14 protein-coding genes are annotated in these 14,487 nt (G+C 67.2%); 10 read left to right on the forward strand and 4 right to left on the reverse strand.

The annotated features are described in order from the left end of the window. Positions 1–49: 49 nt before the first annotated feature. On the reverse strand, positions 50–454 hold the full coding sequence (gene fur / locus LE197_RS23630) for a ferric iron uptake transcriptional regulator (protein WP_003095216.1): 405 nt from the start codon (positions 452–454) through the stop codon (positions 50–52). Positions 455–551: 97 nt separating this feature from the next. Here fur and LE197_RS23635 point away from each other — a divergent pair, with 97 nt between their 5' ends. Then, positions 552–1,082: an outer membrane protein assembly factor BamE gene (locus tag LE197_RS23635; protein ID WP_003113904.1), complete on the forward strand. Its 531-nt coding sequence runs from the start codon at positions 552–554 to the stop codon at positions 1,080–1,082. A 67-nt stretch (positions 1,083–1,149) separates the two neighbouring features. On the opposite strand, the gene LE197_RS23640 is transcribed toward LE197_RS23635, so the two are convergent. Continuing rightward, entirely contained in the window at positions 1,150–1,455 is a 306-nt protein-coding gene (locus LE197_RS23640) for an RnfH family protein (protein WP_003100502.1), read from the reverse strand. Next, the gene (locus LE197_RS23645) at positions 1,448–1,882 is read right to left on the reverse strand and encodes a type II toxin-antitoxin system RatA family toxin (RefSeq protein WP_003100497.1); all 435 of its coding nucleotides are present in this window, start codon (positions 1,880–1,882) and stop codon (positions 1,448–1,450) included. Before LE197_RS23645 ends, LE197_RS23640 begins: the two co-directional genes overlap by 8 nt. 275 nt (positions 1,883–2,157) lie before the next feature. Here LE197_RS23645 and smpB point away from each other — a divergent pair, with 275 nt between their 5' ends. Then, positions 2,158–2,637 carry an SsrA-binding protein SmpB gene (gene smpB / locus LE197_RS23650; protein ID WP_003100496.1) on the forward strand — a complete coding sequence of 160 codons (480 nt, stop codon included), beginning with the start codon at positions 2,158–2,160 and terminating at the stop codon, positions 2,635–2,637. Between the two features lie 22 nt (positions 2,638–2,659). Here smpB and LE197_RS23655 read toward each other — a convergent pair whose 3' ends face one another. Further along, entirely contained in the window at positions 2,660–3,433 is a 774-nt protein-coding gene (locus LE197_RS23655; protein WP_003095221.1) for an FCD domain-containing protein, read from the reverse strand. A gap of 328 nt (positions 3,434–3,761) precedes the next feature. Between LE197_RS23655 and LE197_RS23660 the strand changes: the two genes are divergently transcribed. From LE197_RS23660 to pmrB, 8 genes are all read left to right on the forward strand, one after another. After that, entirely contained in the window at positions 3,762–5,444 is a 1,683-nt protein-coding gene (locus LE197_RS23660; protein WP_015647996.1) for a lactate permease LctP family transporter, read from the forward strand. 155 nt (positions 5,445–5,599) lie between these two features. Beyond that, positions 5,600–6,745 (forward strand): FMN-dependent L-lactate dehydrogenase LldD, encoded by a 1,146-nt coding sequence (lldD, locus tag LE197_RS23665; RefSeq protein ID WP_003095228.1) that lies wholly within the window; start codon positions 5,600–5,602, stop codon positions 6,743–6,745. A 66-nt stretch (positions 6,746–6,811) separates the two neighbouring features. Beyond that, positions 6,812–9,628, forward strand: a complete 2,817-nt coding sequence (locus LE197_RS23670; protein ID WP_023108800.1) for an FAD-binding and (Fe-S)-binding domain-containing protein — start codon at positions 6,812–6,814, stop codon at positions 9,626–9,628. A gap of 226 nt (positions 9,629–9,854) precedes the next feature. After that, positions 9,855–10,337: an adenosylmethionine decarboxylase gene (gene speD, locus LE197_RS23675; RefSeq protein WP_003095236.1), complete on the forward strand. Its 483-nt coding sequence runs from the start codon at positions 9,855–9,857 to the stop codon at positions 10,335–10,337. Then, positions 10,337–11,464 (forward strand): fused MFS/spermidine synthase, encoded by a 1,128-nt coding sequence (locus LE197_RS23680; protein WP_003102234.1) that lies wholly within the window; start codon positions 10,337–10,339, stop codon positions 11,462–11,464. Before speD ends, LE197_RS23680 begins: the two co-directional genes overlap by 1 nt. Before the next feature lie 2 nt (positions 11,465–11,466). Further along, on the forward strand, positions 11,467–12,327 hold the full coding sequence (locus LE197_RS23685; protein ID WP_003102235.1) for a hypothetical protein: 861 nt from the start codon (positions 11,467–11,469) through the stop codon (positions 12,325–12,327). A 12-nt stretch (positions 12,328–12,339) separates the two neighbouring features. Further along, positions 12,340–13,005 (forward strand): two-component system response regulator PrmA, encoded by a 666-nt coding sequence (pmrA, locus tag LE197_RS23690; protein WP_003095244.1) that lies wholly within the window; start codon positions 12,340–12,342, stop codon positions 13,003–13,005. Positions 13,006–13,028: 23 nt separating this feature from the next. Beyond that, complete coding sequence (pmrB, locus tag LE197_RS23695) at positions 13,029–14,462, forward strand: two-component system sensor histidine kinase PmrB (RefSeq protein WP_003102237.1); 1,434 nt, start codon at positions 13,029–13,031, stop codon at positions 14,460–14,462. Positions 14,463–14,487: the final 25 nt, after the last annotated feature.

Consider the following 14,487-nt stretch of genomic DNA (forward strand, 5'->3'; position numbering starts at 1 on the left):
GAAAACGGCGACCCCAGGGTCGCCGTTTTCGCATGGAACCGTTGCGCGACTACTTCTTCTTGCGCACGTAGAGCACCAGATTGTGATCGACCAGCTCGAAGCCGCGCTCGCGGACGATTTCCTTCTGGCGCTTCTCGATTTCCGCATCCATGAACTCGATCACCTCGCCGGTATCGACGCAGACCATGTGGTCGTGGTGGCCGCTATCGGCGAGCTCGAACACGGCATGGCCGCCATCGAAGTTGTGACGCACCACCAGGCCGGCGGCCTCGAACTGGGTCAGCACCCGATAGACGGTTGCCAGGCCCACGTCCTCGCCTGCTTCCATCAGCGCCTTGTACACGTCTTCGGCGCTCATGTGGCGTTGCTCGGCCGAGTCGAGCATCTGCAGGATCTTGACCCGCGGCAGGGTCACTTTAAGGCCGGCTTTTCGAAGTTCGCTATTTTCAACCATGTCTGCTTTCTCAGCGCGGGATGTTTCGCAGTATCCCGGAATACGGGTATGATCGGGCTTTTATTTGCCCAGCCAAGATAGTGGAAGTCGCTCACCGATGCAAAACGCCAAGCTCATGCTGACCTGTCTCGCTTTCGCGGGGCTTGCCGCACTCGCCGGTTGCTCGTTTCCTGGCGTCTATAAAATCGACATCCAGCAAGGCAACGTCGTAACGCAGGACATGATAGACCAGTTGCGTCCCGGAATGACCCGACGCCAAGTGCGGTTTATCATGGGCAACCCGCTCATCGTCGATACCTTCCACGCCAATCGTTGGGACTACCTCTACAGCATCCAGCCGGGCGGCGGTCGTCGCCAGCAGGAGCGCGTCAGCCTGTTCTTCAACGACAGCGACCAGCTGGCCGGCCTGAACGGCGACTTCATGCCCGGCGTCAGCCGCGACGAAGCGATCCTCGGCAAGGAAGGCAGCACCACCGTCACCCAGCCGGCCGACCAGCAGAAACCGGAAGCGCAGAAAGAAGAGCCGCCGAAACCGGGCTCCACCCTGGAACAGCTCCAGCGCGAAGTGGACGAAGCCCAGCCGGTACCGGTTCCGACTCCCGAACCTCTGGATCCCAGCCCGCAATGACGGCTGGCGTTCCACGAAAAAGCCCGGCATTCGCCGGGCTTTTTCATTTCCGCAGGAAACCCCGCGGCTAACCGCCTTCGCGCTCGCTCCGGGCACGTGCGGCACGCTGCTTGCGCACCTCCTTGGGATCGGCGATCAGCGGACGGTAGATCTCCACCCGCTCGCCAGCCTCCAGCATCCGCTCCTCCGGGCGTGCCAGGAGCTTGCCGAAGATACCCAGCGGGCAACCTTGCACATCCAGCCCTGGAAAGGCCTCGCCGATGCCGGAGAGCAGCACGGCCTCGCGTGCGCTGGTACCTGCCGGCACGCTCAGGCGCAGTAACGCCTGTCGCTCCGGCAGCGCGTAGACCACCTCGACGGCGATCTCAGCCATAGAGTTGCTTGGCGCGCTGGCAGAACGCGTCGACCATGGTGTTGGCGGCCTGGGTGAACAGCGGCCCGAGGGTCGCCTTGACCAGCGGCCCGGCGTAATCGAAGGTCAGGTCGAGGGTGATCTTGCAGGCCTTCTCGCCCAGCGCCTTGAACTGCCAGACGCCATGCAGTTCGGTGAACGGTCCGTTTTCCAGGTTCATCTCGATGGAAGCTCCCGGCACCAACACGTTGCGGGTGGTGAAGCGCTGGCTGAGGCTACCCTTGGCCACGGTCAGCTCGGCGCGCATCAGGCTTTCGCTCTCCTCCAGGACCTGGCTGGCCGAACACCAGGGCAGGAACTCCGGATAGCGCTTCACGTCGTTCACCAGATCGAACAGCGCGCGGGCGGGATAAGGCAACAGCGCCGAACGCTGGATATGGGTGCTCATAGAACTCTCACTTCTGCTGTCGAGCGGGCGACTCCCCAAGCATAGCCGGCGGGACGGCGGCATCCGCCACGGCGGCGCGCTGCGCCCGTCGACCGGGGCCAGGGTTCGGCAGAAAAAACGCTCAGCGCAGCCTGACGCCACTTGAAGACTTTTCTTACAAAACCTTGGCCAGCGGCCAGGAAAAGAGTGGGCATTGTCCGAAATTCACCTCTATCCCTCAAGCGCGACGCCGCCCCATAGCGGTGAAGCCGGCGACTCCCTATAATGCGCCGCCTATGGCTAAGCAGAAGAAACACCCTTCGGGGACCATCGCGCAGAACAAGAAGGCTCTGCACGACTATTTCATCGAACAACGCTTCGAGGCGGGCGTCGCCCTGGCGGGCTGGGAAGTGAAAAGCCTGCGCGCCGGCAAGGCCCAGCTGGTCGACAGCTACGTGCTGCTCAAGGATGGCGAGGCCTGGCTGCTCGGCAGCCACATCACGCCCCTGACCACCGCCAGCACGCACGTGATCGCCGACCCGGTGCGCACGCGCAAGCTGCTGCTGCACAAGCGCGAACTGGGCAAGCTGTTCGGCGCCGTGCAACAGAAGGGCTACGCCTGCGTCGCCCTGTCGATGTACTGGAAGAAGCACCTGGTCAAGTGCGAGATCGCCCTGGCCAAGGGCAAGAAGGACTTCGACAAGCGCCACACCGAGAAGGAGCGCGACTCCGATCGGGAGATCCAGCGCGCCATGCGCCACGGCAAGGACGACTGAGCGCGTCCCTGCCCGCGCCTCGCTAGTCTTCCTGCACGCTGCGCCGGCGCTGCGAGCGCTTCATCCTGCGCGCCTCTTCCTGGACCTCCGCCAGGACCTCCTGCACATAGTGGATGTGCTGGTTGGACACCTCCCGGGCCAGCTCCGCCTGACCGCTGATGATCGCGTCGTATAGGCGCTGGTGCTGCTCCATCAGTTGCGCGCGGGTTTCCGTGCGCTGCGCGTACATCCCGCCGATATTGGTCACCACGTTGCGCCGCAGCAAGTCGAACAGGCCCTTGATGGTGTGCAGCAGCACGGTGTTGTGGCTGGCCTCGGCGATCGCCAGGTGGAAGCGCGCGTCGGCGGCACCCTCTTCCGCGCTGACCTGGTCGTTGCGCGCATAGCAGGCCTGGAGCGCCTCGAAGGCCTCGGTCAGGCGCTGGTGATCGAGGGAGGTCGCACGCAGCGCCGCGTAGTAGGCACAGGACCCTTCCAGCGTGTGGCGAAACTCCAGCAGGTCGCGCTGGGCCTCCGGGTTACCTTCCAGCAGGTGCAGCAGCGGATCGCTGAAAGTCGCGCCCAGCGATTCGGTCACATAGTTGCCGCCACCCTGGCGGCTGACCAGCAGCCCCTTCGCCACCAGTTTCTGGATCGCCTCGCGCAGCGACGGCCGGGAAACCCCGAACTGCTCGGCAAGCACGCGCTCGGCGGGCAGCCGCTCGCCGGACTTCAGCGTGCCCTCCAGGATCATCGCCTCCAGTTGCGCAACGATGTCATCCGACAGACGGCGCTGCCTGACCTGACCAAATTCCATATCCCGACACCCTTACCCGAAGTTTCGTCGCAAAGCCTCTGCCATGCGCCCAGCGCGAAAAAGAGAGGAAGCGTACCGAGCCGCTCCCCGCACCACAAGCGAGGCGCCACGAGCCCCGCACGAGCATCCTTAGACAAAAGTCGTAGACGGGCAAATTGACACGCCGAACGCTCGACTCTTAACCTGAGCGCTCGCTTTTGTAAATTGGTCTTACCAATTATGCGAGCTTTGCCAGGTTCGGCTGCCCAGCGCCCTTGCACACACAGGTCTTGGCGCGTATCCGATCTGGTCACAGGCAAACCCAACAACAATTAGGGAGCCAACCCCCATGCAAGCCTGGCAACAACTCTATACCCCCCTGGGCAGTCTCGGCCTGTCGGCCGCCGCGGCCGTCATCCCGATCGTGTTCTTCTTCCTCGCCCTGGCGGTATTCCGCCTCAAGGGCCACATCGCCGGCAGCATCACCCTGGCGCTGGCCATCGCGGTGGCCATCTTCGCCTTCCACATGCCCGCCGACATGGCCTTCGCCGCCGCCGGCTACGGCTTCCTCTACGGTCTCTGGCCGATCGCCTGGATCATCGTCGCCGCGGTCTTCCTCTACAAACTGACGGTGAAGAGCGGCCAGTTCGAGGTGATCCGCAGCTCGGTGCTGTCGATTACCGGCGACCAGCGCCTGCAGGTACTGCTGATCGGCTTCTCCTTCGGCGCCTTCCTCGAAGGCGCCGCCGGTTTCGGCGCGCCGGTGGCGATCACCGCCGCCCTGCTCGTCGGCCTTGGCTTCAATCCGCTCTACGCCGCCGGCCTGTGCCTGATCGCCAACACTGCGCCGGTGGCCTTCGGCGCACTGGGCATCCCGATCATCGTCGCCGGCCAGGTGACCGGCATCGACGCCTTCAAGATCGGCGCCATGACCGGCCGCCAACTGCCGTTCCTGTCGATCCTGGTACCGTTCTGGCTGGTGTTCATGATGGACGGCTGGCGCGGCATCCGCGAAACCTGGCCGGCCGCCATCGTCGCCGGCGGCAGCTTCGCCATCACCCAGTACCTGACGTCCAACTTCATCGGCCCGGAGTTGCCGGACATCACCTCGGCACTGGTCAGCCTGGTCTCCCTGACCCTGTTCCTCAAGGTCTGGCAGCCGCAGGGCGCCAGCGAAGCGCTCGCCGCAGGCGGAGGCGCGGCCGTGGCCGGTGGCGGCTTCGGCGGGCAACGCAGCGTCGAACCGTCCGCCTACAGCTTCGGCGAGATCCTCAAGGCCTGGTCGCCGTTCCTGGTGCTCACCGTACTGGTGACCATCTGGACCCTGAAACCTTTCAAGGCCCTGTTCGCCCCGGGCGGCGAGCTCTACTGGCTGGTGTTCAACTTCGCCATCCCGCACCTCGACCAACTGGTGGTCAAGGGCGCGCCGATCGCCACCAGCGCCACGCCGATCGCGGCGGTATTCAAGTTCGACCCGATCTCCGCCACCGGCACGGCGATCTTCCTCTCGGCGCTGGTATCGATGTTCATTCTGCGCATCGGAGCGAAAATTGGTATTACCACTTTCAAGGAAGTCCTGGTGGAGCTGAAGTGGCCGATCCTGTCCATCGGCATGGTCCTGGCCTTCGCCTTCGTCACCAACTACTCGGGCATGTCCACCACCCTGGCCCTGGTCCTGGCCGGTACCGGCGCGGCGTTCCCGTTCTTCTCGCCGTTCCTCGGCTGGCTGGGGGTATTCCTGACCGGTTCGGATACGTCCTCCAACGCCCTGTTCAGCTCCCTGCAGTCGACCACCGCGCACCAGATCGGAGTCAGCGACACCCTGCTGGTGGCCGCCAATACCAGCGGCGGCGTGACCGGCAAGATGATCTCCCCGCAATCCATCGCCGTGGCCTGTGCCGCGACCGGGATGGTCGGCAAGGAATCCGACCTGTTCCGCTTCACCCTGAAGCACAGCCTGATCTTCGCCGCGCTGGTCGGACTGATCACCCTGGCCCAGGCATACCTATTCACCGGCATGCTGGTGCACTGACCGCGCCCTGATCGGCCGCGCGTCGGCGATACTGCGCAGGAAATGGCCCGGGGGAGACTCGCCTACGATCGTAGGCCCGGCTCCCTTGGCCATTTCCGCCGTGTCCCGCTCCACTGCGCTCGATGCAAAACCTTTCGACACAACGGAAGAGCCCAATGATCATTTCCGCTTCCACCGACTACCGCGCCGCCGCCCAACGCAAGCTGCCGCCGTTCCTCTTCCACTACATCGACGGCGGCGCCTACGCCGAGTACACCTTGCGTCGCAACGTCGAGGACCTGTCGGCCATCGCCCTGCGTCAGCGGGTGCTGAAGAACATGTCCGAGCTGAGCCTGGAAACCCGCCTGTTCAACGAGACCCTGGCGATGCCGGTGGCGCTCGCCCCGGTCGGTCTCACCGGCATGTACGCCCGCCGCGGTGAAGTCCAGGCGGCACGCGCGGCGGCGGCGAAGGGCGTGCCCTTCACCCTGTCGACGGTATCGGTGTGCCCGATCGAGGAGGTCGCCCCGGCCATCGACCGGCCGATGTGGTTCCAGCTCTACGTGCTGAAGGACCGCGGCTTCATGCGCAACGCCCTGGAGCGGGCCAAGGCCGCCGGCGTCACCACCCTGGTGTTCACCGTCGACATGCCGGTCCCCGGCGCCCGCTACCGCGACGCCCATTCCGGCATGAGCGGCCCCTACGCCGCGCCGCGCCGCATCCTGCAAGCCATGACCCACCCGGCCTGGGCCTGGGACGTCGGCCTGCTGGGCAAGCCCCACGACCTCGGCAACATTTCCGCCTACCGCGGCAACCCGACCGGACTGGAGGACTACATCGGCTGGCTGGGCGCCAACTTCGACCCGTCGATTTCCTGGAAGGACCTGGAGTGGATCCGCGAGTTCTGGGACGGCCCGATGGTGATCAAGGGCATCCTCGACCCCGAGGATGCCAGGGATGCGGTGAAGTTCGGCGCCGACGGCATCGTCGTCTCCAACCACGGCGGCCGCCAGCTCGATGGCGTGCTGTCCAGCGCCCGCGCGCTGCCGGCGATCGCCGACGCGGTGAAGGGCGAACTGGCGATCCTTGCCGACTCCGGCATCCGCACCGGTCTCGACGTGGTGCGGATGATCGCCCTCGGCGCCGACAGCGTGCTGCTCGGCCGCGCCTTCGTCTACGCCCTGGCCGCCGCCGGCGAGGCCGGGGTGCGCAACCTGCTCGAACTGATCGAAAAGGAAATGCGCGTGGCCATGGTCCTCACCGGGGCCAAGTCGATCGGCGAGATCAGCGCCGACTCGCTGGTCCGCGAACTGGGCGCCTGAGACGCCCGCCAGAAAAGCCTGAAAACGCCCGGGGCGTGACCGTCGTCCCAGGGCCGAGGAAAGCCGATGAGCCTGCCGATTCCCTTTCTCGAGACCGTCGAGCGGCTGATACCGCGCGAACGCCGCTTCGACGACCCGCTGTCGACCCTGGCCTTCGGCACCGACGCCAGTTTCTACCGGTTGATTCCCAAGCTGGTGCTGCGCGTCGAAAGCGAGGACGAGGTCGCCGCGATCCTATCCGCCGCCTACCGCGAGCAGGTCCCGGTGACCTTCCGCGCCGCCGGCACCAGCCTCTCCGGCCAGGCCATCAGCGACTCGGTGCTGCTCGTCCTCGGCGACAACTGGAACGGCCGGGAAATCCGCGCCGACGGCGCGCAGATCCGCCTGCAGCCGGGTGTCATCGGCGCCCAGGCGAACGCCTGGCTGGCGCCGTTCGGCCGCAAGATCGGTCCCGACCCGGCCTCGATCAACGCCTGCAAGATCGGCGGCATCGTCGCCAACAACGCCAGCGGCATGTGCTGCGGCACCGCGCAGAACAGCTACCACACCCTTGCCGGCCTGCGCCTGCTGCTGGCCGACGGCACCCGCCTGGACAGCGAGGACCCGGCCAGCGTCGCGGCCTTCCGCGCCAGCCACGGCGAGCTGCTGGAACGGCTCGCCGAACTCGGCCGCGAGACCCGCGCCAACGCCGAACTGGCCGCGAAGATCCGCCACAAGTACCGGCTGAAGAACACCACCGGCCTGTCGCTGAACGCGCTGGTCGACTACGACGAGCCGCTGGACATCCTCACCCACCTGATGGTCGGCTCCGAGGGCACCCTCGGCTTCATCAGCGCGGTGACCTACGACACCGTCCCGGAACACCCGCACAAGGCCTCGGCGCTGCTGGTTTTCCCCACGGTGGAAACCTGCTGCACGGCGGTCGCGGTGCTCAAGCGCCAGCCGGTCTCGGCGGTGGAACTGCTCGATCGGCGCAGCCTGCGCTCGGTGGAGAACATGCAGGGCATGCCGGAATGGGTGAAGAGCCTTTCCGCCGGTGCCTGCGCCCTGCTCATCGAGTCCCGCGCGGCGAGCCGCACGCTGCTGCACGAACAGCTCGGGCGGATCATGGCCTCCATCGCCGAATATCCGCTGGAGAAGCAGGTCGACTTCAGCGAAGACCCGGCGGTCTACAACCAGCTCTGGCGCATCCGCAAGGACACCTTCCCGGCTGTCGGCGCGGTGCGCGAGACCGGCACCACGGTGATCATCGAGGACGTCACCTTCCCCGTCGAACGACTGGCCGAGGGAGTCAACCGCCTGATCGAGCTGTTCGACAAGCACCGCTACGATGAGGCGATCCTCTTCGGCCACGCGCTGGAGGGCAACCTGCACTTCGTCTTCACCCAGGGCTTCGACTCGCCCGAGCAGATCGCCCGCTACTCGGCGTTCATGGACGACGTGGCGCACCTGGTGGCGGTGGAGTACGGCGGCTCGCTGAAAGCCGAGCATGGCACCGGGCGCAACATGGCGCCGTTCGTCGAACTGGAGTGGGGCGAGGACGCCTATCGCTTGATGTGGCAGCTCAAGCGCCTGCTCGACCCGCGCGGCATCCTCAACCCGGGTGTGGTCCTCAGCGACGACCCGCAGAGCCACATGAAGAACCTCAAGCCGCTGCCGGCCGCCGACGAGATCGTCGACAAGTGCATCGAGTGCGGCTTCTGCGAACCGGTCTGCCCGTCGCGCGGACTGACCCTCACGCCACGCCAGCGCATCGTCCTGTGGCGCGACATCCAGGCGAAGAAGCGCGCCGGCGTCGACACCACCGAGCTGGAGCGCGACTACCGCTACCAGGGCATCGACACCTGCGCCGCCACCGGCCTATGCGCCCAGCGCTGTCCTGTGAACATCAACACCGGCGAGCTGATCCGCAAGCTGCGCGGCGCCGACGCCCGCCACGCTGGTGGCGCCACCTGGCTGGCGCGCAACTTTGCCGGAGCCATGCGCGCTGCGCGCTTCGCCCTGCTCGCTGCCGACGGCGCCCGGCGCCTGCTTGGCGCGCCCCTGCTGGCCAGGGCCAGCCGCGGCCTCAGCCAGGCCAGCGGCGGCCGCGTGCCGCAATGTACGCCGGCGCTGCCGCAGCCGGTACGCCTGGCGCCGCCGCCCGCCCCGCTCGACGACGAGCGGCCGAGGGTGGTCTATCTCGCCGCCTGCGTCTCGCGTGCCATGGGCCCGGCCTTCGGCGACGAAGAGCGCGAGCCGCTGCTGGACAAGACCCGCCGTCTACTGGAAAAGGCCGGCTACCAGGTGGTGTTCCCGGATAACCTGGACAACCTCTGCTGCGGCCAGCCGTTCGCGTCCAAGGGGTATGCGAAGCAGGCCGACGACAAGCGCGACGAGCTGCTCGCCGCCCTGCTCCAGGCCAGCCGCGGCGGCCTCGACCCGATCTACTGCGACACCAGCCCCTGCACCCTGCGCCTGGTCCAGGGTCTGGACGATCCGCGGCTGCAGATCCACGACCCGGTGAAATTCATCCGCAGTCACCTGCTCGATCGCCTGGAGTTCATCCCGCAGGACAAACCGGTAGCGGTGCACGTCACCTGCAGCACCCAGCACCTCGGCGAGAGCCAGGCGCTGATCGACCTGGTCGGCCGCTGCACCCGCGAGGTGGTGATCCCGGAAGGCATTCACTGCTGCGGCTTCGCCGGCGACAAGGGCTTCACCACGCCGGAACTGAACGCTCACTCCCTGCGCAACCTGAAGGATGCCGTGCAGTTCTGCGAGGAAGGCGTATCCACCAGCCGTACCTGCGAGATCGGCCTCAGCGAGCACGGCGGGATCGACTACCGCGGGGTGGTCTACCTGGTGGACCGGGTGACGCAGGCGAAGGGCGCGCCTCGGTAGGGCGAATAACCACTCGCGGTTATCCGCCGGGCCATGCTCCGCAGAAGCGGCGGATAGCGCCGCTGGCGCTATTCGCCCTACGTCAGGCGAAATGGCTGCTCCGGCGTCGTCGGCCCGCGCCGGGTCGGGCAAAAAATCCGTCGTTAAGCACCTCTTAAGTCAGCCGCGCCTATCGTGCCTTCCACCGCGAGGACATCCCTCGCCGAAACGGAAGCAGGAGGCCTTCATGGCAATTCAACCGTTGCGACTCGATCCGATCACCGTGCTCGGCAAGCAACTGGTCATCGAGCTGTTCGACTGCGTCGACCAGCGCTTCGACGATATCCAGTGGATCGAGGAAAGCATGCTCGAGGCCGCCCGCCAGGCCAACGCCACCATCATCACCTCGGCGTTCCACAAGTTCAGCCCGATCGGCATCTCCGGCGTGGTGGTGATCGCCGAATCGCACCTGGCGATCCATACCTGGCCGGAGTACGGCTATGCCGCGGTCGACGTGTTCACCTGCGGCGACGTGCTCGATGGCGCCCAGGCCGTGCGCGTGCTCAGCGAACGCCTGGGCAGCCGTCGGCACCTGATCTCGAGCATGGACCGCGGCCTCGGCGGCCATCGCCTGGGGCTGCTCAGCCGCAGCCTGGCCGGCAATGGCCCGGTCGACGAAGACAGCCCGACCCTGCGCTGGGCGCTGGGCCAGGGCACGGGGGTGGCCTGATGGATACGCCGATCGAACGCGCCCCGCTGGCTCCCGACCTGAGCCAGGCCCGTTACGCCGTCGACCTCACCGGCCTGGTGCCGGCGGAGGTCGCCGCCGGGCTGCCGCCGCTGCCGCCGAACCACTTCTATTTCTATCCGCCGGACCCGCTGCTGGAAGGCGACGGCGCGATCACCGCGATCGAGGACAGCGACCCCTTCGACCAGTACGTCTACCGCCTGCGCCGGGTGCTCTACCAGGGCCGCACGCGCTGGCAGAACGTGCTGATCGCCGACACCTACAACTACGACCGCGTGCTGATGCTCGACGGCGCGATCCAGAGCGCCGAGAGCGATGAGTCGCTGTACCACGAGCTGCTGGTGCAGCCGGCCATGCTCGCCCACGACGAGCCGCGCGACGTACTGATCATCGGCGGCGGCGAAGGCGCCACCCTGCGCGAGGTGCTGTCCCATGCCAGCGTGCGGCGGGCGGTGATGGTCGATCTCGACCGGGAGTTGGTGGAACTGTGTCGCGAACACCTGTTCCAGTGGCACCAGGGCGCCTTCGACGACCCACGCTGCGAACTGCTCGCCGAGGACGGCCGGGCCTATCTCGAGCGCGACCCGTCGCTCTATGACGTGGTCATCATCGACGTCGTCGACATGCTCGACAACGGCCCGGCCCAGGCTCTCTATACCCGCCAGTTCTACGAGCTGCTGCATTCGCGCCTGCGACCGGGCGGGGTGGTCGCGGTGCAGGGGCTGGAGTTCTCCCACAGCGACGACAAGCCCCACGCGGCCCTCGCCCGCACCCTGCGCAGTGTCTTCTCCCAGGTCCACAGCTACCGCGCCACGGTGCCCTCGTTCCTCTCCTCCTGGGGCTTCCTGCTGGCTTCCGACTGGCTCGACACGAACCACTGGCAGGCCGAGGACATCGACCGACGCATCGAACGCAAGCTCGGCCCGCTGTGGCTCGACCACCTCGACGGCGACTACCTCAAGGCCTGCTTCGTGATGGACCGGGAAACCCGCTTCCTGCTCGCCCAACCGGGACCGGTACTGGAAGACGGCGTACCCTTCGTCGCACCGCCGGATATCGAGGAGATCGAGTTCGGCCCGGCACAATTGCCGGCCCTGGCGAGGACCTGAAGATGTCCGCCGCTCCCCTGGCCAGCGTACCGCTGGCCGTCAACGGCGCGCCCTGCCTGCTGCACCGGGTACGCTTCCGCTCCGCCGCGGACGGCGGCGGCCTGCCGCTACTGGCCACCCTGCGCGATCCGCAGCCGGCGCTGGCCGTCCTGGCGCAACGCATCGAGCTGAGCGAAGACGCGGAACTGCCGGAGACCGCCGTCGACGACGAGCTGCTGGTGATCTTCGCCAACGCCGGGCTACAGACCGGGCACGCCTGGCGCCAGCGCCTGGAAGCCTGGATGGCCGCCGGCGAGGACGAGCGCCAGCCGACCCTGGAAGCGCCCTCGTTCGGCGAGCGGGTGCTGTGGCGCCCCGGCCGCGCGCTGGTCATCGGCAACCCCGAGCGCTGCCGGGAGCTGCTCGAAGGCCTGGCCGTCTTCGCCTGGCACGAAGGTCACCTGCGCCGCCTGGAAGGCGAGACCGCGGCGGCCTGGGAACCGGCCCAGGCCGATGTCGAACTGACCCAGCTACCGCGCCGTGCCGCCCTGCGGCGCCAGGAACATGTGAACCGGCAGGTGCGACGCACTACACTCTGGCGCATGGCCTATGCCCGCCTGGAGTCGCACCTGGAGAAGCCGCCGCTGCAACTGAACGGCGCTGTGCGCCGGCTCTACAACGAACTGGCCATGCAGGCCGAAGTGCACGATCGCCTGGCGACCCTGGACGACCGCATCGAAGTGCTGCAGGACCTCTACGAACTGGCCGCCGACCGCCTCGGCGAATACCGCTACTTCCGGGGCGAACTGCGGGTCGAATGGCTGATCGTCGCCATCCTCCTGCTGGAGGCCGGCCTGAGCCTGTGGGAATTGTGGAATCACTGAAACGAGGCTGCCATGAGAATACTGCTGGCCGAGGACGACCTGCTGCTCGGCGACGGCATCCGCGCCGGGCTGCGCCTGGAAGGCGATACCGTGGAATGGGTGACCGACGGCGTGGCCGCGGAGAACGCGCTGGTCACCGACGAGTTCGACCTGCTGGTGCTCGACATCGGACTGCCGCGCCGCAGCGGCCTGGACATCCTGCGTAACCTGCGCCACCAGGGCCGGCTCACCCCGGTGCTGCTGCTCACCGCGCGGGACAAGGTGGCCGACCGGGTCGCCGGGCTCGACAGCGGTGCCGACGACTACCTGACCAAGCCCTTCGATCTCGACGAACTGCAGGCACGGGTGCGCGCCCTGACCCGCCGCACCACCGGTCGCGCCCTGCCGCAACTGGTGCACGGCGAGCTGCGCCTGGACCCGGCGACCCACCAAGTGACCCTGTCCGGGCAGGCGGTGGAACTGGCGCCGCGCGAATACGCACTGCTGCGCCTGCTGCTGGAGAACAGCGGCAAGGTGCTCTCGCGCAACCAACTGGAGCAGAGCCTCTACGGCTGGAGCGGCGACGTCGAGAGCAACGCCATCGAAGTCCACGTCCACCACCTGCGGCGCAAGCTCGGCAACCAGTTGATCCGCACCGTCCGCGGCATCGGCTACGGCATCGACCAGCCGGCGCCCTGAAAACCGCCTACCGGAGTCCCCCGATGTCCCGTGCCGCCGTCCCCTCCGTCCGCCGGCGCCTGCTGGTCAACCTGCTGGTCGGCTTCGTGCTGTGCTGGCTGAGCGTGGCGGCGCTGACCTACCACCTCTCGCTGAAGCAGGTGAACCGCCTGTTCGACGACGACATGGTGGACTTCGGCGAAGCCGCCCTGCGCCTGCTCGACCTTGCCACCGAAGACCAGGCCGGCGAGGACGGCTCCATCACCGAGATCATCGAACGCAGCCGCGAAGCGATCCAGGGTCTGCCCCTGCTGCGCCGCGAAAGCGCCCTCGGCTACGCCCTGTGGCGCGACGGCCAGCCGCTGCTGTCGAGCCTCAACCTGCCGCCGGAGATCACGGCCCAGGGCCCCGGCTTCAGCACCGTGGAAGCCCAGGGCACCCACTGGCGGGTGCTCCAGCTGAACATCGACGGCTTCCAGATCTGGATCAGCGAAAACCTGATCTACCGCCAGCACACCATGAACCTGCTGCTGTTCTATTCGCTGTTCCCGCTGCTGCTGGCGCTGCCGTTGCTCGGCGGCCTGGTCTGGTTCGGCGTTGCCCGCGGCCTGGCGCCGCTACGCGAAGTGCAGGCCGAGGTCCAGCAGCGCTCCGCGCGACACCTGCAGCCGATCGCGGTGGAGGCGGTGCCGCTGGAGATCCGCGGCCTCATCGACGAACTCAACCTCCTGCTGGAGCGCCTGCGCACCGCCCTCGAGGCCGAACGCCGACTGACCAGCGACGCCGCCCATGAGATCCGCACGCCGCTGGCCAGCCTGCGCACCCATGCCCAGGTCGCGTTGCGTTCGGAAGACCCCAAGGCCCACGCCCGCGGCCTGCTGCAAGTCAGTCGCAGCGTCGAGCGGATCAGCACCTTGATGGAGCAGATCCTGCTTCTCGCCCGCCTCGACGGCGACGCCCTGCTGGAGCAATTCCACCCGGTCAACCTCGCCACCCTGGCCGAAGACGTACTCTCCGAACTGGCGCGCCAGGCCATCGACAAGGACATCGAGCTGTCGTTGCACCAGGAGACCGTGCACGTGATGGGCATCGACCTGTGGCTGAAGGCGATGGTCGGCAACCTGGTGGGCAACGCCCTGCGCTACACACCGGCCGGGGGCCAGGTCGAGATCCGCGTCGAGAATCGCGCCCAGCACGCCGTGCTGCGGGTGCGCGACAACGGCCCCGGGGTCGCCCTGGAAGAGCAGCAGGCGATCTTCACCCGCTTCTACCGCAGCCCCGCCACCAGCAGCGGCGAGGGCAGCGGCCTGGGCCTGCCGATCGTCAAGCGCATCGTCGAACTGCACTTCGGCAGTATCGGCCTGGGCAAGGGACTGGAGGGCAAAGGGCTGGAAGTGCAGGTGTTCCTGCCGAAGACCCAGCCGGACGCGACGCGGCCGCCGGCCAGAGGTCCGGACAGCGGGCGGTCACATATCTGATAGCCTGCGCATTGGCCGGGAAAGG

This window comes from Pseudomonas sp. PS1(2021), from assembly GCF_020405165.1.
Classification (GTDB): Bacteria; Pseudomonadota; Gammaproteobacteria; order Pseudomonadales; family Pseudomonadaceae; genus Pseudomonas; species Pseudomonas aeruginosa.

Bases quoted from the DNA above. Each gene is read 5' to 3' on its own strand.
- fur (WP_003095216.1), bottom strand. From the start codon at position 454: ATGGTTGAAAATAGCGAACTTCGAAAAGCCGGCCTTAAAGTGACCCTG.
- LE197_RS23635 (WP_003113904.1), top strand. From the start codon at position 552: ATGCAAAACGCCAAGCTCATGCTGACCTGTCTCGCTTTCGCGGGGCTT.
- LE197_RS23640 (WP_003100502.1), bottom strand. From the start codon at position 1,455: ATGGCTGAGATCGCCGTCGAGGTGGTCTACGCGCTGCCGGAGCGACAG.
- LE197_RS23645 (WP_003100497.1), bottom strand. From the start codon at position 1,882: ATGAGCACCCATATCCAGCGTTCGGCGCTGTTGCCTTATCCCGCCCGC.
- smpB (WP_003100496.1), top strand. From the start codon at position 2,158: ATGGCTAAGCAGAAGAAACACCCTTCGGGGACCATCGCGCAGAACAAG.
- LE197_RS23655 (WP_003095221.1), bottom strand. From the start codon at position 3,433: ATGGAATTTGGTCAGGTCAGGCAGCGCCGTCTGTCGGATGACATCGTT.
- LE197_RS23660 (WP_015647996.1), top strand. From the start codon at position 3,762: ATGCAAGCCTGGCAACAACTCTATACCCCCCTGGGCAGTCTCGGCCTG.
- lldD (WP_003095228.1), top strand. From the start codon at position 5,600: ATGATCATTTCCGCTTCCACCGACTACCGCGCCGCCGCCCAACGCAAG.
- LE197_RS23670 (WP_023108800.1), top strand. From the start codon at position 6,812: ATGAGCCTGCCGATTCCCTTTCTCGAGACCGTCGAGCGGCTGATACCG.
- speD (WP_003095236.1), top strand. From the start codon at position 9,855: ATGGCAATTCAACCGTTGCGACTCGATCCGATCACCGTGCTCGGCAAG.
- LE197_RS23680 (WP_003102234.1), top strand. From the start codon at position 10,337: ATGGATACGCCGATCGAACGCGCCCCGCTGGCTCCCGACCTGAGCCAG.
- LE197_RS23685 (WP_003102235.1), top strand. From the start codon at position 11,467: ATGTCCGCCGCTCCCCTGGCCAGCGTACCGCTGGCCGTCAACGGCGCG.
- pmrA (WP_003095244.1), top strand. From the start codon at position 12,340: ATGAGAATACTGCTGGCCGAGGACGACCTGCTGCTCGGCGACGGCATC.
- pmrB (WP_003102237.1), top strand. From the start codon at position 13,029: ATGTCCCGTGCCGCCGTCCCCTCCGTCCGCCGGCGCCTGCTGGTCAAC.